The organism is Rhodococcus sp. IEGM 1381 (genome assembly GCF_030056795.1).
In the GTDB taxonomy this organism is placed as follows: Bacteria; Actinomycetota; Actinomycetes; order Mycobacteriales; family Mycobacteriaceae; genus Rhodococcoides.
Window position 1 is genome coordinate 736,690 of sequence record NZ_JASHKQ010000001.1, and the last position, 22,209, is coordinate 758,898.

At 65.7% G+C, this 22,209-nt stretch carries 21 protein-coding genes; 11 read left to right on the forward strand and 10 right to left on the reverse strand.

Going from position 1 to position 22,209, the window contains the following annotated elements; all coding sequences use genetic code 11:
• Positions 1 to 6 precede the first annotated feature (6 nt).
• From QM797_RS03630 to QM797_RS03645, 4 genes are read left to right on the forward strand one after another with little or no spacing between them, the layout of a single operon-like run.
• A complete protein-coding gene (locus QM797_RS03630) occupies positions 7 to 564 on the forward strand; it encodes an RNA polymerase sigma factor (RefSeq protein WP_283273767.1) in 558 nt (185 codons plus the stop codon).
• A complete protein-coding gene (locus tag QM797_RS03635) occupies positions 549 to 1,007 on the forward strand; it encodes a hypothetical protein (protein WP_283273768.1) in 459 nt (152 codons plus the stop codon). Before QM797_RS03630 ends, QM797_RS03635 begins: the two co-directional genes overlap by 16 nt.
• The gene (locus QM797_RS03640) at positions 967 to 3,489 is read left to right on the forward strand and encodes a sensor histidine kinase (protein WP_502942256.1); all 2,523 of its coding nucleotides are present in this window, start codon (positions 967 to 969) and stop codon (positions 3,487 to 3,489) included. Before QM797_RS03635 ends, QM797_RS03640 begins: the two co-directional genes overlap by 41 nt.
• The gene (locus tag QM797_RS03645; RefSeq protein WP_283273770.1) at positions 3,486 to 4,163 is read left to right on the forward strand and encodes a response regulator; all 678 of its coding nucleotides are present in this window, start codon (positions 3,486 to 3,488) and stop codon (positions 4,161 to 4,163) included. The genes QM797_RS03640 and QM797_RS03645 overlap by 4 nt, the downstream gene beginning before the upstream one ends.
• Here the strand turns inward: QM797_RS03645 and ggt are convergent.
• The 3 genes from ggt to QM797_RS03660 all read right to left on the reverse strand — a co-directional run bounded on the left by ggt (position 4,160) and on the right by QM797_RS03660 (position 9,442).
• On the reverse strand, positions 4,160 to 6,082 hold the full coding sequence (gene ggt, locus QM797_RS03650; RefSeq protein WP_283275258.1) for a gamma-glutamyltransferase: 1,923 nt from the start codon (positions 6,080 to 6,082) through the stop codon (positions 4,160 to 4,162). The two genes, QM797_RS03645 and ggt, sit on opposite strands and share 4 nt — an antisense overlap.
• 36 nt (positions 6,083 to 6,118) lie before the next feature.
• Positions 6,119 to 8,341 (reverse strand): putative bifunctional diguanylate cyclase/phosphodiesterase, encoded by a 2,223-nt coding sequence (locus QM797_RS03655; protein WP_283273771.1) that lies wholly within the window; start codon positions 8,339 to 8,341, stop codon positions 6,119 to 6,121.
• Positions 8,342 to 8,449: 108 nt separating this feature from the next.
• Positions 8,450 to 9,442: an NAD(P)/FAD-dependent oxidoreductase gene (locus QM797_RS03660; RefSeq protein ID WP_283273773.1), complete on the reverse strand. Its 993-nt coding sequence runs from the start codon at positions 9,440 to 9,442 to the stop codon at positions 8,450 to 8,452.
• A 238-nt stretch (positions 9,443 to 9,680) separates the two neighbouring features.
• On the opposite strand from QM797_RS03660, the gene QM797_RS03665 reads away from it, so the two are divergent.
• Entirely contained in the window at positions 9,681 to 9,923 is a 243-nt protein-coding gene (locus QM797_RS03665; RefSeq protein WP_283273774.1) for a hypothetical protein, read from the forward strand.
• Here QM797_RS03665 and QM797_RS03670 read toward each other — a convergent pair.
• Positions 9,920 to 10,078, reverse strand: coding sequence for a hypothetical protein (locus QM797_RS03670; RefSeq protein WP_283273775.1), 159 nt, complete (start codon positions 10,076 to 10,078; stop codon positions 9,920 to 9,922). The two genes, QM797_RS03665 and QM797_RS03670, sit on opposite strands and share 4 nt — an antisense overlap.
• Before the next feature lie 253 nt (positions 10,079 to 10,331).
• Here QM797_RS03670 and QM797_RS03675 point away from each other — a divergent pair, with 253 nt between their 5' ends.
• Together QM797_RS03675 and QM797_RS03680 are read left to right on the forward strand one after the other, a co-directional pair.
• Positions 10,332 to 11,207, forward strand: coding sequence for an SGNH/GDSL hydrolase family protein (locus QM797_RS03675; protein WP_283273776.1), 876 nt, complete (start codon positions 10,332 to 10,334; stop codon positions 11,205 to 11,207).
• A 61-nt stretch (positions 11,208 to 11,268) separates the two neighbouring features.
• A complete protein-coding gene (locus QM797_RS03680) occupies positions 11,269 to 11,910 on the forward strand; it encodes a LysE family translocator (RefSeq protein WP_283275259.1) in 642 nt (213 codons plus the stop codon).
• Here QM797_RS03680 and atzF read toward each other — a convergent pair.
• From atzF to QM797_RS03705, 5 genes are read right to left on the reverse strand one after another with little or no spacing between them, the layout of a single operon-like run.
• Complete coding sequence (gene atzF / locus QM797_RS03685; protein WP_283273778.1) at positions 11,835 to 13,616, reverse strand: allophanate hydrolase; 1,782 nt, start codon at positions 13,614 to 13,616, stop codon at positions 11,835 to 11,837. The two genes, QM797_RS03680 and atzF, sit on opposite strands and share 76 nt — an antisense overlap.
• Positions 13,606 to 15,630 carry a 5-oxoprolinase/urea amidolyase family protein gene (locus QM797_RS03690; RefSeq protein WP_283273779.1) on the reverse strand — a complete coding sequence of 675 codons (2,025 nt, stop codon included), beginning with the start codon at positions 15,628 to 15,630 and terminating at the stop codon, positions 13,606 to 13,608. Before QM797_RS03690 ends, atzF begins: the two co-directional genes overlap by 11 nt.
• Positions 15,627 to 16,265, reverse strand: a complete 639-nt coding sequence (locus tag QM797_RS03695) for an urea amidolyase associated protein UAAP2 (RefSeq protein ID WP_283273780.1) — start codon at positions 16,263 to 16,265, stop codon at positions 15,627 to 15,629. Before QM797_RS03695 ends, QM797_RS03690 begins: the two co-directional genes overlap by 4 nt.
• Positions 16,262 to 17,044, reverse strand: a complete 783-nt coding sequence (locus QM797_RS03700) for an urea amidolyase associated protein UAAP1 (RefSeq protein WP_283273781.1) — start codon at positions 17,042 to 17,044, stop codon at positions 16,262 to 16,264. Before QM797_RS03700 ends, QM797_RS03695 begins: the two co-directional genes overlap by 4 nt.
• 3 nt (positions 17,045 to 17,047) lie before the next feature.
• The gene (locus QM797_RS03705) at positions 17,048 to 18,595 is read right to left on the reverse strand and encodes an amino acid permease (protein WP_283273782.1); all 1,548 of its coding nucleotides are present in this window, start codon (positions 18,593 to 18,595) and stop codon (positions 17,048 to 17,050) included.
• Positions 18,596 to 18,782: 187 nt separating this feature from the next.
• Between QM797_RS03705 and QM797_RS03710 the strand changes: the two genes are divergently transcribed.
• The 4 genes from QM797_RS03710 to QM797_RS03725 are packed head-to-tail and all read left to right on the forward strand — an operon-like array spanning position 18,783 to position 21,412.
• Entirely contained in the window at positions 18,783 to 19,484 is a 702-nt protein-coding gene (locus QM797_RS03710; protein ID WP_283273783.1) for a TetR/AcrR family transcriptional regulator, read from the forward strand.
• Positions 19,481 to 20,146: an SDR family NAD(P)-dependent oxidoreductase gene (locus QM797_RS03715; protein WP_283273784.1), complete on the forward strand. Its 666-nt coding sequence runs from the start codon at positions 19,481 to 19,483 to the stop codon at positions 20,144 to 20,146. The genes QM797_RS03710 and QM797_RS03715 overlap by 4 nt, the downstream gene beginning before the upstream one ends.
• A 14-nt stretch (positions 20,147 to 20,160) precedes the next feature.
• The gene (locus tag QM797_RS03720; protein ID WP_283273785.1) at positions 20,161 to 20,601 is read left to right on the forward strand and encodes a cupin domain-containing protein; all 441 of its coding nucleotides are present in this window, start codon (positions 20,161 to 20,163) and stop codon (positions 20,599 to 20,601) included.
• Positions 20,594 to 21,412, forward strand: coding sequence for a spermidine synthase (locus QM797_RS03725; protein WP_283273786.1), 819 nt, complete (start codon positions 20,594 to 20,596; stop codon positions 21,410 to 21,412). The genes QM797_RS03720 and QM797_RS03725 overlap by 8 nt, the downstream gene beginning before the upstream one ends.
• On the opposite strand, the gene QM797_RS03730 is transcribed toward QM797_RS03725, so the two are convergent.
• A complete protein-coding gene (locus QM797_RS03730; RefSeq protein WP_283273787.1) occupies positions 21,409 to 22,170 on the reverse strand; it encodes an IclR family transcriptional regulator in 762 nt (253 codons plus the stop codon). The genes QM797_RS03725 and QM797_RS03730 overlap by 4 nt on opposite strands.
• Between the last annotated feature and the right edge of the window lie 39 nt (positions 22,171 to 22,209).

Sequence of the window (22,209 nt, forward strand, 5' to 3'; positions counted from 1 at the left end):
GGCTAGATGGAGTGGGTTGACGCGTCGGACCGCGTTCTCGTCGGCGCTGCGGCGCTCGGCGAGACCGATGCGTTCGAAGAGATCGTCCGGCGCTACGGCCCGGAGATGTTTCGGTATGCGCGCAACATGTTGTCCGATCAAGGTGCCGCCGAAGAAGTGGTGCAGGACGCCTTCGTGGCAGCGTGGAAGGGCCTCGACAACTTCCGCGGGGACTCGGCCCTGCGAACCTGGCTGTTTTCACTGTTGTCGCACAAGGTGATCGATCATCGACGACGTCGTAGCGTTCCTCCCGCAGAAGATTGGGTATTCGAGCGCAAGAGCACCGGCGCGGGCAGCGATCCCGGGGCGGATGTCGAGGCCGACAGCTTCATGACAGAGCTGGGCACAGCACTCTCCGAGTTGCCCTACCGTCAGCGGGCCTGCTGGCTGCTCAGCGAGGTGGAGGGTCTGACGCACCCGGAGATCGGCGCGATCATGACCCTGTCCGCCGGAGCAGTACGTGGTCAGTTGACCAGAGCACGAGCAACATTGAGCGAAAGGTTGGCAACATGGCGAACCCACTAGAGCCGGATTCGGTTCTCGCGCGTGCTGCCACCGAACTTCGGGACGCACCACAGGAACCGAATTGGGTGGACATCAGTGCGTCCATCCTCACGAAGGTACGCAACACCACCAGACGGACGTGGCCGATCGACAGCGCGTTCCCCTCTGGCTCTGCTGCCGGACCGGCGGACTCACTGCGGGTCAGCGACCACATCGTCAAGACGACGCTTCGTCGCGCACTGGCGGACGTTCACGGCGCACAGCCCACCGAGATCGACCTCGACCTCGACGACCATGCCTGCATCGGTCTGTTCGTCGCGGTGATCGGGGTGTACGGCGACGACCTGCAGGCCGCGGGAGACGAGCTGGCGACCATCGCGATCGATACTGTGTCGGACCTGCTGGGCGTCACCCTCGGGCGCGATGTGGTCGAGATACGCGTCGACGACATCGAGGAGCGCTAGCTGTACCGGCCGGGTGAGGAGACAGACCGTGGCGGACAGGGGTGAGCTGCGGATATACCTCGGCGCGGCACCGGGCGTCGGCAAGACCTTCGCCATGCTCGGTGAGGCCCACCGGCTGAGCAGCCGGGGCTGCGACGTCGTGGCAGCGGTCGTCGAGACACACGGCCGCGCTCGGACCATCGAGGCACTCGACGGTATCGAAGTGCTGCCGATGGCAACCGTCGACTATCGGGGGTCGTCGGCGCAGGAACTCGATCTCGACGCCGTCCTGGCGCGGAAGCCTCAGGTGGTGCTCGTCGACGAACTCGCGCACACCAACACCCCGGGCAGCGTGCACGGCAAGCGGTGGCAGGACGTCGAGGTGCTGCTCGACGCCGGCATCGACGTCATCTCGACCCTCAATGTCCAGCATCTCGAATCGCTCAACGACGTGGTGCAGCAGATCACCGGGGTACCGCAACGAGAGACGGTGCCCGACAGCGTCGTTCGTGCGGCCGACGAGGTGGAACTGGTCGACATCACTCCCGAGGCGCTACGCAGTCGGCTGCGGCACGGCAACGTCTACGCCGCCGAGAAGGTCGACGCGGCACTGAGCAACTACTTCCGGGGCGGCAACCTGACGGCGCTGCGGGAACTCGCACTGTTGTGGATCGCCGATCAGGTCGATGCGGCATTGGTGAAGTACCGCAAGGACAATCGCATCACCGAGACGTGGGAAGCCCGCGAGCGCGTGGTGGTGGCCGTGACCGGCGGACCGGAATCGGAAACCCTGCTGCGCCGCGCCAGTCGCATAGCCTCGAAGTCCAGCGCGGAGCTGATGGTGCTGCACATCGTCCGCGGCGACGGACTGATGGGTGTGTCGGCACCGCAGATGGGTTCGGTGCGCACACTCGCCGCCGGGCTCGGTGCCAGCGTGCACAGCGTCGTCGGCGACGACGTGCCAACGACGCTGCTCGACTTCGCGCGCGGGGTGAACGCAACCCAGCTGGTGATCGGTACCTCGAGACGGTCGCGCGCGGCGCGGATCCTGGACGAGGGCATCGGCGCAGCAGTGGTGCAGAACTCGGGAAAGATCGACGTGCACATGGTCACTCACGCCGAGCAAGCCCGCCGCAGGGGCATTCAGATCGATTCGGGGCGGCGACGCATTCTGGCGTGGGTCGCCGCTGTACTGGTGCCCTGCCTCGCCGCCGCCGTACTGAGCACGGTCGGACCGGACTTCGACTCCAGCGGCGAGAGTGCCCTCTTCTTCATGGTGGTGCTCTGTGTCGCACTGTTGGGAGGGGTTGCGCCGGCGGCACTCTCGGCGTTGATCGCGGGATTCCTGCTCAACTACTTCTTCACCACACCCCGGTACAGCCTGACCATCGCCGAGCCGGAAAACTTCGTGGTCACCGTCGTGCTGCTGCTGATGGCTGTTGCCGTCGCCGCGCTGGTCGATGCCGCCGCCCGGCGGACGCGTCAGGCGCGGAGGGCGACCCAGGAAGCCGAACTGTTGACGCTGTTCGCCGGATCGGTGCTCCGCGGAGCGGACCTGACGGCACTGCTCGAGCGCGCCCGTGAGACCTATCGGCAGAGTGGTGTGGCGCTGTGGGACAACCAGTCTCAGGCGATCGTGGGCAGCGCGGGTGAACAGGCCCCGATCGATCGAACCGGAGCCGATACCGAGGTGGACGCAGGCGACTTCACGCTGTTGCTCGTCGGTGAGCGCACACGCGCCCACGATCGTCGGGTACTCGCAGCGGTGGCGAACCAGGCCGCGGGCATGGTGCGTCAGGCCCGGCTCGCCGAGGAAGCCAGCCGGGCCAATGCGCTCGCCGAGGCCGACGCGCTGCGTCGAGCGTTGCTCTCGGCCGTCAGCCACGATCTGCGGACGCCACTGTCCGCCGTCAAGGCGGCGTCCTCGTCTCTGCGCAGCACCGACGTGCAGTTCTCACCCGAAGACACCGACGAATTGCTCGCCACCATCGACGAATCGGCCGATCAGCTGACCGCTCTGGTGAGCAATCTGCTCGACTCCTCGCGGCTGCAAGCCGGTGTGGTGCAACCGAGTCTGCGTCCTGTCTTCGTCGACGACGTGCTGAGCGGCGCACTGGTCCAAACAGACGATCGCGTGCGGGTCGAGGTGGGTGACGTCGAAGTATTGGCAGACCCTGGTCTGCTCGAACGGGTGCTCGCGAACCTGGTGGACAACAGCGCCCGGTATGCACCCACCGGCGACATCACGATCAGGGCCGTGGTGCACGGCGAGAGTGCAACCATTTCGGTCGTCGATCACGGCCCCGGCATCACCGAGGGAGCCGAGGAAACGATGTTCGACGCGTTCCAACGCCTCGGGGACCGCGACAACTCGGTAGGCGTCGGGCTGGGACTGTCGGTGGTGCGCGGATTCGTACGGGCCATGGGCGGTACCGTCACGGCATCGAACACCGTCGGCGGCGGGCTGACGATGACGGTCGAGCTGAAGGCGGCGAGTAGGTGAAGGTGCGGGTGCTCGTCGTCGACGACGAGCCGCAGATCGTGCGAGCGCTGCGGATCAATCTCAACGTGCGCGGGTTCGAGGTGGTGAGTGCCGCAACCGGCGGTGAGGCGCTGCGGGTGGCCGCGAACTTCCACCCGGACATCGTGATTCTGGATCTCGGCCTGCCCGACATCGACGGTATCGACGTCATCGCCGGTCTGCGCGGCTGGACCGAGGTCCCGATCCTGGTGCTCTCGGCACGGACCGACTCGGCCGATACCGTCGAGGCACTCGATGCCGGTGCCGACGACTTCGTCACCAAACCCTTCGGCATGGACGAGTTTCTGGCGCGATTGCGTGCGGCTCTACGGCGCGGACCGCAGACCGTGACCGAGCCCGTCGTCGAGACCGGGGACTTCACCGTCGACCTGGCCGCGAAAACCGTTGTCCGAGCAGGAGAGAACGTGCACCTGACCCGCACCGAATGGGGCGTGCTCGAACTGCTCGTGCGCAACGAAGGCAAGCTGGTATCGCAGAAGGACATACTGCGCACCGTCTGGGGCCCCGGGCACGAGCGTGAAACACATTATCTGCGAATCTATCTCGGCCAGTTACGGCAGAAACTGGAACGAGACCCGGCGGCTCCGGTGCATCTGATCACCGAAACCGGGATGGGCTACCGCTTCGTCGGCTAACCGCCCAGTACTTCACCCTCACGGCGCGGGTCCGCTCCCCCGATCCAGCCGCCGTCGGTGCGCTGCAATGCGCTCAGTCCGCTCGACTGGTCTGCGACCGAGACCTGATGGCCCATCTCGCGCAATTTCACCACCACGGGATCGCTCTCACCCGTCACGTTCGGATGCTCGCCGCCGTAATTGGTGGACGGGGTGTTGGCCGCACCGAAGTCGACCATCGATACCGCCTGCTGCGGGTCCATTCTCCAATCAAGCAGTCCCACCAACGTTTTGACGACGAACTGAATGATCACCGATCCGCCGGGAGATCCGGCGACAAGGACGAGATCTCCGCGTGCGCCGTCGTCGTCCCGGTCGAACACCAGCGTCGGGGCCATCGAACTGCGCGGGCGCTTCCCCGGCTCGACACGGTTCGCCATGGGAGTTCCGTCCTCGGCCACGGGAGCCGCGGAGAAGTCGGTGAGCTGATTGTTTAGCAGAAAGCCGTCGACCATGTGGAACGAGCCGAAAGCCGACTCGACGGTCGTCGTCATCGAGGCCGCGTTGCCCTCGCTGTCGACGATGGAGATGTGGCTGGTGCCGTGCTCGGGATCGGTGGACGAGGCGAACTGCACTGGGCCGAAATCGCCGGGCTGCGCGGTACCCATCGACTTGGACTCGTCGATGAGTCCTGCTCTGCTGCTCAGATATTCGGGGTCGAGCACGGCGTCGGGCGAACCGCCGGGCAGGGGTACGAAGTCCGGATCGGCAACGTATTTGTCGCGATCGGCGTAGGCCAGTCGCTCGGCCTCGGAGATCAGGTGCACGGCCTCGGCCGTCGGGGTACCGCCGTTGGCGTCCATTCCCGTCGGGGCGTACTGCGCCAGATCGAAGTTCGACAAAATGCCCATAGTCGACGCCACCGCGATACCGCCCGAGGACGGCCCCGGCATGCCGCAGATGTCGTGGTCGCGGTACTCGGTGCACACGGCGGTGCGGGTTTTGGGCTCGTATCCGGCGAGGTCGTCGAGAGTGATCTGCCCCGGGGTGCGGCCGGCGGTGGTATCGGCCGTCGCATCGACGATGGCTTGTGCGATGTCGCCGGTGTAGAACGCGTCGGCACCGTCGGTTGCGATGGTGGACAGTGTCTTCGACATTGCCGGATTGTTCAGCGCCGTCCCGGCGGGCTTTCCGGTGCCGTCGGGCTGCAGGAAGTAGTCCTTGGACGCGGGGTCGAGGGCGAGCTTCGGGGCCGAGTCCGCGATGGACGAGGCCATGCGCGGGCTGATCTCGATTCCGTTGTCGGCGAGACCGATAGCGGGCTGGAAGAGATCCCCCCACGGCTTGTCGCCGTGATCGTCGTGGGCCTGCTCGAGCATGCGCAGGACGCCCGGCACGCCGATCGAGCGACCACTGGACCGTGCATCGGGTTGCGGCACAGTGCGGTTCACATCGTCGATGTATCGCAGGTAGTCGCCGGTGGCGCTCATCGGGGCGGTCTCGCGGCCGTCGTAGCTCTGCACCTCGCCGGACGCGGCGTCGTAGTACATCAGGAAAGCACCACCGCCGATTCCAGAAGACTGCGGTTCGACGAGACCGAGCACCGTCTGCGCGACGATCAGTGCGTCGGCTGCGGTGCCGCCGTCACGCAGCACCTCGCAGGCCGCTTCGGTCGACACCGGGTTCGCCGTCGAGACCGAATACGACGCAGTCTCCACCGGTGCCATGTTCGACCGATATCCGGTCGCGACTTCCGGATTGGTGGAGATGTCGCCCGAACCCGCGCTGGGCGTCGCTCCTACCGGCGTTCCTCCGCTGGCACCGAGAACGCAACTGTTCTCGGCAGCGGATTCGGTGCCGGTGCCGTCATTGCTGCTGCACGCGGCGAGCGGTACCAGCAGGAGGGCACAGGCAAGAGCGGTCGAGCGGAGTGGGCGCATTCCGGTTGCAGACACCGCCCGACGCTAACACCGTGATCACCGTTGCTGCGCCGATTCGAGCAGCCAGTGTGCGATGGGTGCGGGTCTGCCGAACAGAAAGCCCTGCGCGAAGCGGCATTCGAGCGCCTCGACGATGGCGGCTTGTTCTTCGGTCTCGACACCCTCCGCAACCGTTCTCACCGATAGGGCCGACGCCATCGCGGTGATGGCGCGAATGAGCTGATTGTCCCAGTCGGAGTTGCCGATCTCGTGGATGAAGGACTTGTCGATTTTGAGTAGCGCGATCGGCATCGCGCGCAGCCGGTTGAGCGAGGAGTAGCCGATGCCGAAATCGTCGAGCACGACGAGGACCCCCGTGTCGGCCAGTCGATCGAGAACGCTGTTAGCCGTGCCGATGTCGTCGATCAAGACGCTTTCGGTGATCTCGAGGGCGAGGTCGGCTCCGACGAGACCGTACGTGTCGAGTAGTCGTCCGACGATGACCGGCAACGAATCGTCGCGCAATTGCATCGGAGACACGTTCACCGACATCGTGACGTCCTGCCCGTTGGCGCGCAGCGTCACCAGATCGGAGATAGCGGTGCGCAGCACCCATTCACCGATGTCCTTGATGAGGTTCGTCGATTCGGCGATCGGAATGAATTCGTTGGGAGTACGCACTCGCCCCTGCCAATTCCAACGCACGAGTGCCTCGTACACGACGGTTTTGCGAGATTTCGTTGCGACGATGGGTTGGTAGTACACCTCGAGCTCGCCGCGTCTGATCGCACCGCGCAGCGCGGTCGTGGTCTCCATCGCGGAAGTGGCACGTGCGCGCAAGGATTCGTCGAACAACGCATAGCGTGCGGCACCGAGAGATTTGGCGTGATACATCGCGGTATCGGCCTCGCGAATGGCGTCGTGCAATCGGTCTGCATCGGCGATGCCGACCGATGCCGTGACGTAGGCCGTCGCGGCGCTGAGCGGGAAGGGCTCGTTCATTCGGTCGATGATGCGACGGGCCAATTCTTCTGCGCCGAGACGATCACGCCGGGCAAGGACTATGAATTCGTCGCCGGCGTAGCGAACGACGGAATCGGCGGCACCGACGGCGGTGCGGATACGGCGCGCAGCGGCGACGATCAGTTCGTCACCGACGCGGTGGCCGTAGGAGTCGTTGACGATCTTGAAGTTGTCGAGGTCAACGAACAGAATGCAGGTGCGTCCAGGAGTCTGCGAGCGCTCGTGTCGGGCGTATTCCTCGTCCAGCATCGTGCGGTTCGGTAGGCCGGTCAACAGGTCGTGAGCCGCGAGATACTTGGCGTGCTCCTTGCCGAACTGAACTCTGGTGAGTGCGCGTTCGCCGCGTAGGAAGGCACCTACCAAGATCGACGCGAGTAGCAGCGAACGCACGACCAGGTCTCCGGTGGATACCGCCGAGCCCAGCAGGGGCACGGTGGCGCACACGACCAGCAGCGTCACCACGAACACGACCCGACGGTTGCTGTGGGCGGGTGCCGGATCCTGCCGCTGCGAGACGGTGCGCATGGATGGATCGAGCGCTGCCATCGCCAGGGAGAGGTATGCGAAGAGGTAGATACCGTCGAGCAGCCCCGAGGACGGCGCGTCGGCAGTCGTGGCAGCGAATGCGTAGGATACGTCGCCGACGAGCGTCGCAATCAGAGCGATCAGTGCCCACTGCAGCGCCGCTGTGCGGGGTTTGGACGAGTACAACAGGTAGGTGGTCAGCGTGATCAGCGCTGCGTCGATCGCTGGGTACGCGCCGTTCACCACAGTCGATGCCGACGAGTGCGAGGATTCGAGGGCCGGTGAGATGAACAGCAACCACGACAGAAACAGGGTGCCGAGGAAGATCAGGCCCGCATCGACCAGTGGTGTTATGTCGTCGATCGACTGGCGATCTCGAATCCACCGCGACAGTGCGTAGCCGACGAGCAGATACCCGGTGAGGGTGAACAGGTCGGGTAGCAACGTGAAGGAATGGGTCAGCGTGCTGGGATCGCTGCGGAGCGAGACGCCGAACATGAACAGCACCGAGGCTCCGAACAGTGCCCACCAGCACCGAGAGTCGTCGGGACGGTATCGGCGAATGGCTGTGCTGATGGCGAGCACCGAGCCGACGGCGACCGTGGCCAGGACGCCCGCCCGCACGTCGGCGTCGCCGAGAACGAAGAAAGTGGTCGCGATGACGACCACGGCGGCCAGTCCTGCTGTCCGTTTGGACTGGACGGCAAAGGGCGCAGCGACCTTCGTATTCATCGAAGGACCCACTTCCTTCTCGCTCGCGGCCTGCACACCGCTACTTTCTCGACGCCTCCATCGGTGAATATACGTCTTCGGTCAGTGGATTCGGTGACAGAACTGCACTCAGTAGGTCGCGGACGTGCTCCGCTCGACTGCGATGCGGACGTCCTCTTCGATCAGGTCGCCGTTGATCGCAGCACCCGCCTTCACTCCCGCCGCCGCCGCCGCGACCACCGTGTCCATCGGCGCAGCGACGTTCCCGGCCACCCAGACACCGGGAACAGAGGTAGCACCGACGGGGTCTGCCTCGATGTAGGTGCCGAGAACGTGGTCGTTCATCACCATCTCGGTGGTGCCGATTCCGAGCGAGACCAGGATGTCGGCGCGCGAGGTGAAGTTGGGTCCCACGACCACGGCGTCGAGCACGACCTGCCTGCCGTTCACGAGTGTCGCGCCGACGATGGCGTCGTTCTCGACGTCGATCCGAGCCAATGCCTCGTCGACGACGTCGATGCCCCGTGCGGTGAGCCGTTCGAGTTCCGCGGCGTGCAGTACCGGTGCCGTGTGAGCGAACACCGTGACCTGCTCGGTGAGCTGACGCCACATCTGTGCCTGGTGCCCGACCATGGCACTGCCGATGATCCCGATCCTGCGGTCCCGAACTTCCCAGCCGTGGCAGTACGGACAGTGCAGCACGTCGCGGCCCCACCGCTCGGCAAGGCCGGGAATGTCGGGGAGAACATCGGTGAGGCCGGTGGTGACCAACAGGCGACGGCCACGCACGACGGAGCCGTCGCCCAAGGTCACCTCGAAGCCAGATGTCACCTCGAAGCCGGATTCGGTGCGGGTTGCCGACCGCGCGGTGCCCTCGATGATGTGGGCCCCGTAGTGACGTGCCTCCTCGCGGCCGAGCCGTACCAGTTCGAGAGGCGACTCGCCGTCACGGGTGAGGTAGTTGTGCGAATGTGCGGCAGGCGCATTGCGGGGGTCGCCGGCGTCGACGACCACGACCGAGCGTCGGGAACGGCCGAGGGCCACGGCAGCGCTGAGACCGGCAACGCCGCCGCCGACGATGATCGCGTCGACCGGGGGGTGGTGAACAGTGTCTGAAGTCATGTACGAAGTGTGCGGCCGGCGGGCAGACATTGGCAAGAATTATTGCCAATCTGGCAAATTATTCAGGCGAAAAGTACCGATGGTCGTATTTCGGTAGGTCGAACAGGGAAATGGACTGATTCGACTTGGAATGGCCGTCCGCCGTGCTGCCACTGCCGCCGGTAAGCGCGGATGCACCGCTTGAACAGGTAGTTCACTCGAGGTCTACTGGTCGGTAAGAATCGAGCCGGGGGGGCAAATGGGGCATTTCGAGATCGGCGAGACCGTTGTGGCGGTCCGAAATCTCGGGCGCGTGCGATGGCGCAGCGGCATCCCGAAGGGCACCATCGGAATCGTCGTCGGCGTGGATTGGCTCGGCGACGCCCGGGTGAACTTCACCGTCGACGAATCGATGCGTGCCCGAGGAGACACGGTCGAACACATCGTCGCCGACGGCGATGTCCGCACGTTACGGGCCGCACCACGCCGTCTGACCGGCTAGTTGCTGTCGGTGCGCTCGTCCGCGGTCGCGGGGCCGGTTTCGATTGCGCCGCCTTCGCTGGACCAATCGTTGTCTGCGGCGGCCGCGGCCGGGTCTGACGTGACGTCCTTCTCGGCGTCGGGGGCAGAGTTCTCGTCGTGCTTGGGATCAGTCATGGGTGCCGTGTACCCGTGCGGTGTCGGACGAACCGTCGGCACCGCACGGGTGCTCGATCGGCCGCTCTCTACAGGCCGAAGGGCAGAGTGCCCGGGGCCAGCTCGAAGCCGCTGCTGCCTGCGGAGATGGAGCCGAAGCCGCCGAGGATCGCGTTGATGAAATTGGTGATCATGAAATGTTCCTGCCTTCGTTGTGTAGATGTTTCGTGCGAACAACCCGGTCGAGGTTACCGCGAGCTGTAGCGTCGAGGCTGTGAGACGCCAGGGAATCCTCGCCGGTGTTGCTGCGGCTGCCTGTGTGCTCACGGCCTGCACGACGGAATCTCCCGCGCCGACTGCGAGCGCTCCGGCCTCCCTCGACTACGTGGCCCTCGGGGATTCGGCCGCAGCGGGCCCGCGTATCCCCAACCAGGTCGGCGCGCCGGGATGCCAGCAATCCGACTCCAACTACCCGCACGTTCTCGCGGAAGAACTCGCTGTCGCTTCGTTCGTCGACGTCACGTGCTCGGGGGCAGTCACCGAGAACATCGTCTCCACTCCGCAGGGCACGTCCAGTGGGGAGGTTCCGGTGCAGCTCGATGCAGTGTCTGCAGACACCGATCTGGTGACGATCACGATCGGCGGAAACGACATCGGACTGGTGTCGACGGCCGTGGGCTGCCTGACCTTCACGGCGTCGTCGGCCACCAATGTCTGCAAGGACCGGCTCACTGCGGGCGGCGTCGACACCGTCGCCGCCGCCATCGCGGAGAAGACCCCAATCTGGGGAGCCATGCTCGACGCGGTGACCGAACGTGCGCCCGACGCGCGGATCCTGGTCGTCGGTTACGGCACGTATCTGCCGGACGGCGGATGCTTCCCCACTCAGCCGATGCTGCCCGAGGACGCCGACTTCATCCAGGGCAGCATCACCGCGATGAACGAGGCCTTGAAGACGCAGGCCGACGAACACGGTGCCGAGTTCGTCGACACCGAGGCGCTGAGCGTCGGCCACGACGTCTGTGTGGCTCCCGATCAGCGATACTTCGAGGGCGTCGTCCCGCAGAATCCCGCTGCGCCACTGCATCCGACGGCGGCCGGAATGGCGGCGATAGGTGACGCGGTCGCGGAGGCCGTGCGCGCCGGGTAGGTAACCACGACATGGCAACTGGCCATGGAGCCGTAGGCCCCGGTCGCCCATGCTCGACACCATGGTCTCGTATTCCGCTGTCTTCGGGGTGTTCGCGGTGGCTCTGGCGTTGGTTCTGACGCCGGGTCCCAACATGATCTACCTCGTCTCGCGAAGCATCTCGCAAGGCAGGCGGGCGGGAATGGTGTCGCTCGCAGGTGTGGCCGTCGGCTTCCTCGTCTATCTGACGGCCACCAATCTCGGCCTGGCAGCGGTGTTCACGGCCGTGCCCGCGTTGTACACAGTGGTCAAGCTCGCGGGTGCCGCCTACCTTGCCTGGTTGGCGGTGCAAGCGCTGCGCGGGAGCGTCTCGGCATTCGAACCGGCCGAGCTGCAACAGGATTCGACCCAGCGGCTGTTCACCATGGGTCTGGTGACCAACCTGCTGAATCCGAAGATCGCGATCATGTACATCTCCGTCATTCCGCAGTTCGTCGATCCCGCGTCCGGACGCCTTCTGCTGCAGGGCTTCACGCTCGGCGGCGTGCAGATCGCCGTGGCGGTGGCAGTCAACCTGGCGATCGTGGTGCTGGCCGGATCGATCGCCCGATTCCTCGCCGTCCGGCCCACCTGGCTGAAGATGCAGCGCTACCTCATGGGCACCGTGCTCGGGCTACTGGCGGTGCGTGTCGCCACCGATGGCGGCAAGCCCCTTCCCGTCTGAGCCCCGGCATGATTCAGCGCAGTGCAGTAGGCGCGCCAACCCCCGTACTCGGTGATATCGGTTCCTTTCTCGGCCGCATCGTGTGCGCAGCAGAACCCGGTGACCCAGCGTCCGTCCGACAACTCGACCGGCCCGAGGCCCATCGGCGCGGGCAACCCGGCGAGGAAGGTGCCGAGCGCGGCGGCGGACATTCGGTACAGCTCTCCGGCAATGGGTGCGCCGTCCCCTTCCCGCCGCACCAGTCCGGGCTTGGGCGGTGTGGTGTGCAGATCCACCAGTCGATAGTCCGCAGATGTGGTCACCTCCCCGCTGAACCGTGCGCCGCGTTCGGTCAACTGGTGGTGCACCGGAAAACCGCGCAGATGCGCTCCTACGGCCAACACCTCGATACCGTCGTCGATCAGCGACGGAGAAGCACTGCCACCCAGTCGAGCGGCGAGGTCGATCGCGATCTGATCCTCGAAGGCGGGGACGACGAACATGACTCCGAACGGACTGCCGTCGAGCGTCGGGGCACCGGGAACCGCCACCGCTGCCATGTCGAGCAGATTGCAGAAGTTGGTGAACGTACCGAGGCGACGATTGATGCCGATCGGATCCGACTGCACCGCAGCGATGGTCGGGTGTTCGGTCGTCGTGGGCAGCAGCAGACCGTCGACGCCGTTCAGCAGCGCCCTGGCCGCGGTCTCGGCTCTGGCGAGAGCATCGAGATCGTCCACGTACCGGTGGGCGGACGGCCCCGCCGCCGATCCGACGATCGCGGCCACCGTGGGATCGGCCCCGGCCGGAGCGGTGTCGAGGAACTTCCCGACGGCCGAATACCGCTGCGCCACAATGGCTCCGTCGTAGAGCAGCTTCGCCGCATCGAGCAGCCCCGAGATATCGACTTCGACGTGGGTGAAGCCCTTCTCGGCCAGGCCTGCGACCGTCTCCTCGAATGCCCGACGGTACGCCGGGCTCAACGACGCCAAGTCCTCACCTCGCGGGACGGCAACGCGGGGGTTCGGCGCCGCGGCCAGTCGAACGTCGGCGGGCCAGGCCCGGCTACGTGGATCGGTCATCGTGGGACCGGTCATCACCTTCATCGCCGCCGTGGCACTGTCGAGATCGTGAGCCAGCACGGTGACGCAGTCGTAGTCGGCGCACGCGGGAACCACGCCGGTGTTCGGCACGATTCCCAGCGAGGTCTTGATGCCCACCAAGCCGTGGAAAGCGGCGGGGACTCGTCCGGAACCAGCTGTGTCGGTGCCGATTCCGATGTCCACGATGCCCAGCGCCACCGCGGCAGCAGAGCCGGAGCTGGATCCGCCCGAGACCAGCGTGGGGTCCCAGGCGCAGCGCACTGCTCCGTAGGGGCTGCGGGTGCCGACCAGTCCTGTGGCGAACTGGTCCAGGTTGGTCTTGCCCAGCACCAGTGCGCCCTGGCTCGTGAGTCGCTCGATGACAGTGGCGGATTCTGTCGGCGCATAGGCGAATTCGGGGCAGGCAGCAGTAGTGGGCAGACCCGCCACGTCGATGTTGTCCTTGACCGCAACCAGCACGCCCGCGAGCGGCAGATCTGCGTCTGCCTCCAGAGCACGTTCGAGAGCCGTGGCCTCGGCCAGCACGTCGTTCTCGTCGCGCAGGGTGATCCACACCTCGGGGCGGTCCACCTCGGCAATACGTTTGTACGCCAGCAGAACTCGCTCTCGTATCTCAGGCCGCATCGGTTCTGCCCTTCGTCGTATCGAATTCTCCGGCTGCCGACCACGCGTCTCGCTCGGCTCCGAAGGCCACGGACTGCGTCGCGCGGAACTCGGCGATGGACTCGGCGTTGGTCTCGAGGAAGTTCTGGTGCTCGGCGAGTGAGAACTCACCGTCGGTGATCTCCACTCCACCGCCGCGGCCGGCCGCCAGATCGGCGCGCAGGTCCATCAGCTCCTCGGGTTCGACCGAGTACCAGGAGATTCGGTCGAAGAACCGCAACAGCCACGGCGTTCCTTCCTCGAACGGCCCGCCGCTGTACGTGGCACTGTGGTTCCACACCTGCGTGGTTCGGCCGACGAACTGGTATCCGCCGGGGCCTTCCATGCCATAGATGCACAGGTAGGCTCCGCCGATACCGACGGCGTTTTCCGGAGTCCACGTGCGTGCCGGGTTGTACTTCGTCGTCACCAGGCGGTGTCGTGGGTCGAGTGGAGTTGCCACCGGAGCGCCCAAGTACACGTCACCGAGTCCGAGCACCATGTAGTCGGCGGCGAACACGGTGTCGAATACCTCTGCCACGGAATCGAGTCCGTTCATCCGGCGGATGAACTCGATGTTCCAGGGACACCACGGGGCGTCGGCGCGCACACCGTGCATGTATCGCTGGATCGCTTCCCTGGTCGACGGGTCGTCCCACGACAGCGGCAGCCGAACCTGGCGGCTGGGCACCACGAGTTCCGAGGCCGCGGGCAGATCGTCCTCGACCTCGGCGAGCAGTCCCATCAACGAATCAATCGACAGCACATCGGGATTCACCTTGACCTGCAACGAGCGGATGCCGGGGGTCAGATCGATCAGGCCTCGGGGCGCGATGGCCTCGACCCGCTGATGCAGGGCGTGCACCCGGGCTCGCAGAGTGAGGTCGAGCTTCATGTCGCCGTACTCGACGAGCACGTTGTCGTCGCCCGACCGGCGGTAGGTGACGCACGTGTCGGCGTCGCGCCGAGCGATGACGCCGTCGTCACCGTCACCTCCGGCGGAGAAGACCGCGGGCAGTGATGCGCGCCGGGCGAGGCCGAGCGATCCCAACGGCGCGGTGGCCGCGGCCTTCACAGGAACGAAGCGGATGGTGTCGCCGGGGCGCAGCTGGCCGAGCTTCCAGCGTTCGGCCGCGACAACGGTGACAGGACAGACGAATCCGCCCAGGCTGGGGCCGTCGGGGCCGAGCAGGATCGGGGTGTCGCCGGTGAAGTCCAATGCTCCGACGCTGTAGGCGTTGTCGTGGATGTTGGACGGGTGCAGTCCGGCCTCGCCGCCGTCGGCGCGAGCCCACTGCGGCTTGGGGCCGATCAGCCGGACTCCGGTGCGATCGGAATTGAAGTGCACCTCGTAGCGAGTGGCGTAGAGGGTGTCGATGTCGTCGCGGGTGAAGAACTCGGGCGCTCCGTGTGGGCCCTCGGTGACGGCAATGTCCCAGTTGGACGTCAGCACCGGCAGGTGTTCCATGGGGATGGGTCCGAGGACGGCGGAGTTGTCGGAGCGGCCGGCCAGTCCGATGATGTCGCCCTCGCCCAGGACGCCACCGCGATGTCCGCCGAACTTGCCGAGCGTGAATGTTGCTGCGCTGCCAAGGTAATCCTCGACGTCCAGGCCGCCCTGGATCAGTACGTACACCCGCAGTCCGTGGCCGGTGGTGGTGCCCACGTCCAGCTGTGCACCGGCGGGGACCAACACGGGTCGCCACTGCGGCACCGATCTTCCGTCGATGCGCACCGGCACTGCGGCACCGGTGACGCAGACGTAGGTGTCGGCGTCGAAGGTCAAAGCCGGCCCGGCCATGGTGGATTCGAGCCCCGGTGCACCCTCGGGGTTGCCGAGCGCGGTGTTGCCGAGCCGGAACGACAGATCGTCCATCGGTCCCGACGGCGGCACGCCCACCTTCCAGTAGCCGACGCGTCCCGGCCAGTCCTGCACCGTGGTGAGCATTCCAGGCCGCTGCACGGTCATCTTGGCGGCTGTACTCACCGCGTTCATGCCCCCGCCGACTCTCGCGTCACGATCATCTGCACCGCAGTGGGGTCGAACCCGTTGCAGGGGTTGTTGATCTGCGGGCAGTTCGAGACCAACACCAGGGTGTCGATCTCGGCGCGCAGCGAGAGCTTCTTGCCGGGGGCCGACAGACCGTCGACGATTCCGAGGGTGCCGTCGGCATCGACGGGGACGTTCATGAAGAAGTTGATGTTGGGGGCCAGGTCTCGCTTGCCGAGGCCCCACTTGGAACCTTCGATGAGGAAGTTCTCGACGCACGCGTGCTGGTGCTGGGTGTGGTGGCCGTAGCGCAGGGTGTTCGATTCCTTGGAGCACGCACCGCCGACGGTGTCGTGGTTGCCGACCTCGTCCCGGACGATCGTCATCAACGGAGTCGAATCATCGGTGCGCAGAACGGTTCCGGTGGTGAGGAACAGGTTCTGCTGCGCGGTGACCGTCGCTGCTGCGGAGTACCGGAGCGAGTGGTCGTGTGCGCTGTACAGGAGAGTGTCGACGGCCTGATTGCCGTAGAGGTCGACGATGGTCAGGATGTCACCGGCTTCGACGATGGCGGACCAGGGACCGAACGCGGGGGCGATCTCGTCTCGTACGATCGTAGTCTCGAGGGTGCTGGTGGTCATTGCGCTGCCTTCCATGCGTTCTCGGTGTTCTGCACTGCGCGCTGGTATTCCGGTTCTGTGTTGTCGAGGGCGAGTAGCTCTTCGGGTGCCTTCCAGGCCAGTACGTCGAGCGTCGTTGTGGGGTACTCGGGGCTGGGGTCGAGTGGGTGAGCGGTGTTGACGAGCAACACGATCACCGGCAAGTGGATGAGCAGATCCATCGAGCGGCCGGGTCCGGCCGAGCCGGTGCTGACGAGGCTCCCGTCCGCTTCGACGGTGACGCCGTGGAAGAACGACAGTGACGGTGCGACGTCCCGCGGTTCGAGTCCGTGCTTGGCTGCGGCGAGGGTGAACAGTTCACGCCCTGCAGGGGCCGGCGAATGTGGTCCGCTCACTCCGTATTTCGCGGTGTTGGTCGCCGAGGACGTCGTGCCGCACAGTGCGTCGTGGTGGCCGGAGGTGTCGTCGACGATGGTCGCCAGCACGCGGCCCTGGTCCGAGAGCAGGGGATGGCCTGCGCTCAGGTACGCCTGCCACGGAACCTTGACGGTGTCGGCGGTGTTGAGCCGTTCCCACGGCGCGTCGACGCGGTAGAGCAGCAGGTTGGCGCAGGCGTCACCGTCGACGTCGACGAGTCGCAGCCGTGTTCCGCGAGCCAGGACCTTGGTGGTGTAGCTGCCGCCAGGCACCGATTCGGCCCACGTGAGCTCCGAGACACCCTCCGGTGCTGTGGGTGCGGGCGCGACGGTCGCCTGGGATCGTGCGTGTTCCTTGGCGGAATACGTTGTTGCGGTGCTCATGGTTCAGGCTCCGATCGTGACGGGCTTCGGGTGGGCTTTGCCGTGGGGCAGGCAGGCGATACCCACGACGATCACTGCGAGGACGGTCAGTGGTGCGGCCCATCGCAGCAGTGGGAATTCACCCGTGGGGTCGAAGATCTCGGCTCGCGGCCACGACAGGTTGACCACCATGAGTCCGCCGTAGAAAACTGCGGCGATGTTGACGGGCAAGCCGAGTCGGCCGAGTGTGAAGAGCTTCTCGCCGTCGCTGTCCTTCTGCACTCCGCCGTGCGGCCAGCCCTTGAGTCGCTGGATCAGCAGCGGGACGGTCACCATCATGTACGCGAGGTAGATCAGCACGATGCAGACGCTCGAAAGCGTGGTGAAGATCGCGGAGTTGCCGACGTTGACCGCCAGGATCGCGATGCAGGCTAGGCCGATGAGCACCGAGGGTGCGATGGGAGTTCCAGTGCGTGAGTTGACCTTTGCCAAGGCAGCGGACGCGGGAAGGCGACCGTCGCGGGCCATCGAGAACATCAGCCGCGAGGCCGCGGTCTGAATGGCGAGCGTGCAGATGAACACGGCAATGGCGACGTCCACGAGCAGGACCTTGCCCCACGGGGACGTGAGGATCGAGTCGATGACGTACGGAAGGCCCTGGGTCGCAAGCTGACCGTCGGTGAGGCTCGGTGCGGCCATCAGTGCGCCGACGATCATCAGGCCACCGCCGAGTGCCGATGCCGACAGGGCGAGGCGGATGGTGCGCGGTGCGACGCGTCGGGGATTGCGGGTTTCCTCGGCGAGCTCGCCGGCCGAACCGAAGCCGACCATGACGTAGGCGGCCATCAGTCCCGAGACGATCCAGGCCCCGATGTAGCCGGGATCGGCTCCGGCACTTCCGGTGTCGAAGACCACCTGCGGTCCGCGCTCGGCGTGGGTGAAGAACACCAGCACCAGGGCGATGACGCCGGCGATTTCGCAGGTGACACCGATGCTGTTGATGCGCGACATCCAGTTCACACCGATGCAGTTGATGAAGGTGGTGAGTACCAGCAGAATCGACCCAAGCACAACGGCATTCGCCGCACCGCTGGGGGAGGTGAGTGCGGTGTCCTCGCCGATCAGCTGGAACCCGCCCCAGATGCTGGGGAGCACCACCTGCAACGCGATGGCGGCGGCGGAAGCGGTGACGATCTGCGCGATGATCATGAACCACCCGGCGAACCAGCCGACCAGTTCACCGCCCATGCGCCGCGACCAGTGGTAGATGGCACCCGAGATGGGATAGCGGGCCGCGAGTTCGGCGAAGTTGAGGGCCACCATGAACTGGCCGAGGAACACCAGCGGCCAGGTGAGAAAGAAGGCCGGGCCGCCGAAGCTGAAGCCGAGGCCGAAGAGCTGGAAGATGGTGGTCAGAATCGAGACGAACGAGAATCCGGCAGCGAACGACGCGTACTTGCCGAGGCTGCGGTGCAGCTGCTGGTCGTAACCGAGGGCAGCAAGATCCGAATGGTCCGAGGTGCGGACCGGTTCCGAACCCGCGCCGGGGGCCGGCAATGTTGTCGAGCTCATCGTGTCTCCTACTGGCGAGGTGGGTGGTGAGTGACCGCCCGCTGCATCGCCGAGGCGGGTTTCTGTCAGTTGATAGTTTTCTGCACCGCCGTTCCCGCGCGGTGTCCGTCGTGAAACAAGCTCGTTTCGTCTATTTCGATCAGATGACAGAAATCTCACCGTCACGTGGACCTGACAGGATGCAGTCATGACCGGCGCAGGCAGACCACGGCTGAGCACAAAGAAGCGGGCAGGAGACACCGCCCGCGAGGAAATCCTCGACGCAGCGGCCGAGTTGTTCACCACTCGCGGCTTCACCAACACCTCGACTCGCGTCATCGCCGACGCCGTCGGATTGCGTCAGGCCTCGCTCTATCACCACTTCGCGACCAAGGACGACATCCTCGACGCACTTCTCAGCGGCACCGTCGACGCGCCGTTGGCCGTTGCGCAGCGAATCCGTGATTCCGGGGCCGATGCCTCGACCCAGATGTACGCGCTCGCCTACTTCGACGCCGGGCAGCTCGCCGCGTCCACCTGGAATCTGGGCGCGCTCTACCTGCTGCCCGAGCTGCGCAGCGAGCGCTTCGAGACCTTCCGCGACCATCGGTACACGCTGATGAGTCTGTATGCGGCCATCGCGTCGGACACGTTGGGTCAACTCGACTCCGAGCGTCGACCGGGCACGGAAGACCTGCCGTTTCGCCTGGTGGAGACCGTGGTGAACGCGCGTGCCGACCGCGAGAACGGACGCCGCGACCCGACGGCGGATGCGGCGGGGATCGCCGAGGCCGCCCTGCGGGTGCTCGGCTGGACAGGTGATGTCACGGCGCTGCACCGGAGTGCGGAAACCCTGCTCGAGGCGGTCGTCGGAATAGTCGAGGATCGTCGGTCCTTGCATTCGACATGACGTCCATAGCAATAGTCGGAGCAGGTGCAGGTCTCGGAGCAGCAGTGGCGCGTAAGTTCGGCGCGCAGGGCTTCTCGGTCGGTCTCATCTCCCGCAACCAGTCCCGTGTCGACTCGCTCGCTGATCAGCTGGTGGCCGACGGTATATCCGCCAAGGGCTTCGCCGCCGACGTGCGCGACCCGGCCTCGATCGCCGCGGCCTTGGAGCAGGTCACCGAAACGCTCGGCCCCATCGAGGTGCTGCAGTACAGCCCGCTTCCGCAGAAGGACTTCATGCGGCCCGTGCTCGAGACCACCCCGGCAGACATGGTGGGCCCGGTCGAGTTCTCCATCTACGGATCGATCGCTGCCGTCCATCAGGTGCTACCGGGAATGCGATTCCTCGGCAAGAACAAAGGCACGATCCTGTTCGTCAACGGCGGCTCTGCGGTGAAGCCCGGTCGTACGGTCACCGGCACGTCCATCGCGTTCGCGGGCCAGGCCGCATATGCGCAGCTGCTCAACGAGGAGTTGGCCGACGAGGGAATTCAGGTGTCGCAGTTGATCATCGGTGGTGCCATCGATGGCAGCGATCCGAAGAAGAGCCCCGAGGCTCTCGCCGAGCAGCTGTGGAGCCTGCACACCGAACGGGACAGGTTCCGGGTTCAGGTCGCCACGGACTGACTAGGCTTGCCGGCATGACATCGCTGCCCGACTGGGCTCAGGGCCTGGACCTTGCACCCCACCCGGAGGGTGGTTGGTTTCGCGAGACCTGGCGCAGCGAGATCACGATTCCACAGATATCTCTGCCCGACGTTTATCCCGGTCCCCGCGCGGCAGGAACGGCAATCCTGTTCCTGCTGATGCCCGGTCAGCAGTCGGCCTGGCACACCGTCCGCGGCACCGAGATGTGGCTGTACCACCGAGGCAGTCCAGTGAAGCTGGACCTCGGCGGCGCAGGGGACAAGCTGGGTGACGCGACCTCGCTGCTGGTTGCGCCCGAATCCCCGCAGCAGATCGTGCCACCGTTAGTGTGGCAGCGGGCGCAGCCGGTGGGCGACGAGCCGAGCCTGGTGAGCTGCATCGTCACTCCCGGATTCGATTTCGAGGATTTTCGGCTCGTGGACTCCCATGGGTAGGAAGCGCGAGTCCGCTGGAGGCCTGAAGCCCGGACTATTCGAAATCGATTCCGGCACCTGTGAATTGGTCCGCGATACATTCTCCGCCGATGGGTGGGTCGTCAACGTCAACGATGTTCCCAGTTCGCACATCGACATGAACGACCCCACCGTCCTCGAATTCGAGTACATGCGGTGGATTTCGGGACTGGTTCGTGCGCAGTGGGATTCGAGCTTCCCGCTGAGAGCGCTGCATCTGGGCGGCGGAGCCTGCACGCTGGCCCGCTCGTTCACCGCCGAATTCCCCGGTGCGCGTCAGGTGGTGGTGGAGCTCGACGGCAGGCTCTCGGAATTGGTCCGCGAGTGGTTCGACCTCCCGCGGGCACCGCTGCTCCGCATCCGCGTCGGCGAAGCGCGGGCCGTCACCGAGACGCTCAGCGAGAACAGCCGTGACCTGATCGTGCGAGATGTGTTCGCGGGAGCGGTAACTCCAGCCCCGTTGCTCACCGCCGAATTCACCGAGCATGTCCGACGCGTCCTCTCACCCGGCGGCATGTACGTCGTCAACTGCGGTGACCGCCGGGACCTGTCGCTCGCGAAGCAGGAGGCGTCGACCATCGGAAGCATATTTCCTCACACGGCGATCGTCGCGGATCCGGCGATGCTCAAGGGCAGGCGTTACGGCAATATCATCATCGCCGGCAGCGATGTCCCGATCGGGGATTCCCCGGCATTGGCCCGTGAACTACTCGGCGGCGCAGTTCCGGCGCACGTGTGGCTGACCGAGGAAGTGCAGTCCTTCGCTCGTGACGCCAGGGTATTGAAGGATTAGGGCGCTGGAACGTTGCTCGCGAGATCCTTCGCCAGTCGCTCGGCCGCCGAGATCAGCAGCGGTACGAACTGTTCGGCCGATTCGAGGGTGACCCGAGCCGAGGGCCCCGCGATGGACATCGCCGTGAGCGTCGGAGCGCCGAGCACCGGGACGGCGAAGCAGCGCACGCCCACTTCCTGCTCACCGTCGTCGACGGCGTAACCGCGTTCGCGGATCACGGCGAGGTCTGCGAGTAGGGCGTCGAGTGTGGTGATGGTGTTGACGGTCCGCGGGGCCATGCCCAGGCGACCGACGATCGCGCGGACGGCATCGTCGTCCAACTGCGACAGCAGCGCCTTGCCGACGCCGGTGGAATGCGGCAGCACGCGCTGACCCACCTCGTTGAACATCCGCATCGCGTGCTCGGACGGCACCTGCGCGACGTACACCGCCATGTCGTCCTCGAGAAACGCCATGTTGGACGTTTCGTGGGTTATCCGGACCAGCTCCGCGAGATACGGCTTGGCCCATCCACCGATGAGCTTGGAGGCGCTGTCTCCCAATCGAATGAGCTTGGTGCCCAATGCATATCGGCGTGACGGTAAGCGCCTGACGTAGCCCAGGGAGACGAGGGTCCCGATCAGTCGGTGCACCGTGGGCATCGGCAGATCGGTCGCCTCGGCCAGTTCGCTGATCCCGATGGATCCGCCGGAGGCTGCCATGATGTCGAGCAGCTCGAACGCGCGCTCCACGGACTGCACCCCGCCACCTGCCGCCACAGTCCACCTCGCACCGTCGTAGTCGTACCCGTCCCGAAG

What these genes read in the sequence shown, in the direction of transcription:
- atzF (WP_283273778.1), bottom strand. Translation starts at nt 13,616, where the DNA reads ATGCGGCCTGAGATACGAGAGCGAGTTCTGCTGGCGTACAAACGTATT.
- QM797_RS03670 (WP_283273775.1), bottom strand. Translation starts at nt 10,078, where the DNA reads ATGACTGATCCCAAGCACGACGAGAACTCTGCCCCCGACGCCGAGAAG.
- QM797_RS03695 (WP_283273780.1), bottom strand. Translation starts at nt 16,265, where the DNA reads ATGACCACCAGCACCCTCGAGACTACGATCGTACGAGACGAGATCGCC.
- QM797_RS03660 (WP_283273773.1), bottom strand. Translation starts at nt 9,442, where the DNA reads ATGACTTCAGACACTGTTCACCACCCCCCGGTCGACGCGATCATCGTC.
- QM797_RS03665 (WP_283273774.1), top strand. Translation starts at nt 9,681, where the DNA reads ATGGGGCATTTCGAGATCGGCGAGACCGTTGTGGCGGTCCGAAATCTC.
- QM797_RS03690 (WP_283273779.1), bottom strand. Translation starts at nt 15,630, where the DNA reads ATGAACGCGGTGAGTACAGCCGCCAAGATGACCGTGCAGCGGCCTGGA.
- QM797_RS03635 (WP_283273768.1), top strand. Translation starts at nt 549, where the DNA reads ATGGCGAACCCACTAGAGCCGGATTCGGTTCTCGCGCGTGCTGCCACC.
- QM797_RS03705 (WP_283273782.1), bottom strand. Translation starts at nt 18,595, where the DNA reads ATGAGCTCGACAACATTGCCGGCCCCCGGCGCGGGTTCGGAACCGGTC.
- QM797_RS03655 (WP_283273771.1), bottom strand. Translation starts at nt 8,341, where the DNA reads ATGAATACGAAGGTCGCTGCGCCCTTTGCCGTCCAGTCCAAACGGACA.
- QM797_RS03640 (WP_502942256.1), top strand. Translation starts at nt 967, where the DNA reads ATGTGGTCGAGATACGCGTCGACGACATCGAGGAGCGCTAGCTGTACC.
- ggt (WP_283275258.1), bottom strand. Translation starts at nt 6,082, where the DNA reads ATGCGCCCACTCCGCTCGACCGCTCTTGCCTGTGCCCTCCTGCTGGTA.
- QM797_RS03715 (WP_283273784.1), top strand. Translation starts at nt 19,481, where the DNA reads ATGACGTCCATAGCAATAGTCGGAGCAGGTGCAGGTCTCGGAGCAGCA.
- QM797_RS03710 (WP_283273783.1), top strand. Translation starts at nt 18,783, where the DNA reads ATGACCGGCGCAGGCAGACCACGGCTGAGCACAAAGAAGCGGGCAGGA.
- QM797_RS03720 (WP_283273785.1), top strand. Translation starts at nt 20,161, where the DNA reads ATGACATCGCTGCCCGACTGGGCTCAGGGCCTGGACCTTGCACCCCAC.
- QM797_RS03630 (WP_283273767.1), top strand. Translation starts at nt 7, where the DNA reads ATGGAGTGGGTTGACGCGTCGGACCGCGTTCTCGTCGGCGCTGCGGCG.
- QM797_RS03680 (WP_283275259.1), top strand. Translation starts at nt 11,269, where the DNA reads ATGGTCTCGTATTCCGCTGTCTTCGGGGTGTTCGCGGTGGCTCTGGCG.
- QM797_RS03700 (WP_283273781.1), bottom strand. Translation starts at nt 17,044, where the DNA reads ATGAGCACCGCAACAACGTATTCCGCCAAGGAACACGCACGATCCCAG.
- QM797_RS03725 (WP_283273786.1), top strand. Translation starts at nt 20,594, where the DNA reads ATGGGTAGGAAGCGCGAGTCCGCTGGAGGCCTGAAGCCCGGACTATTC.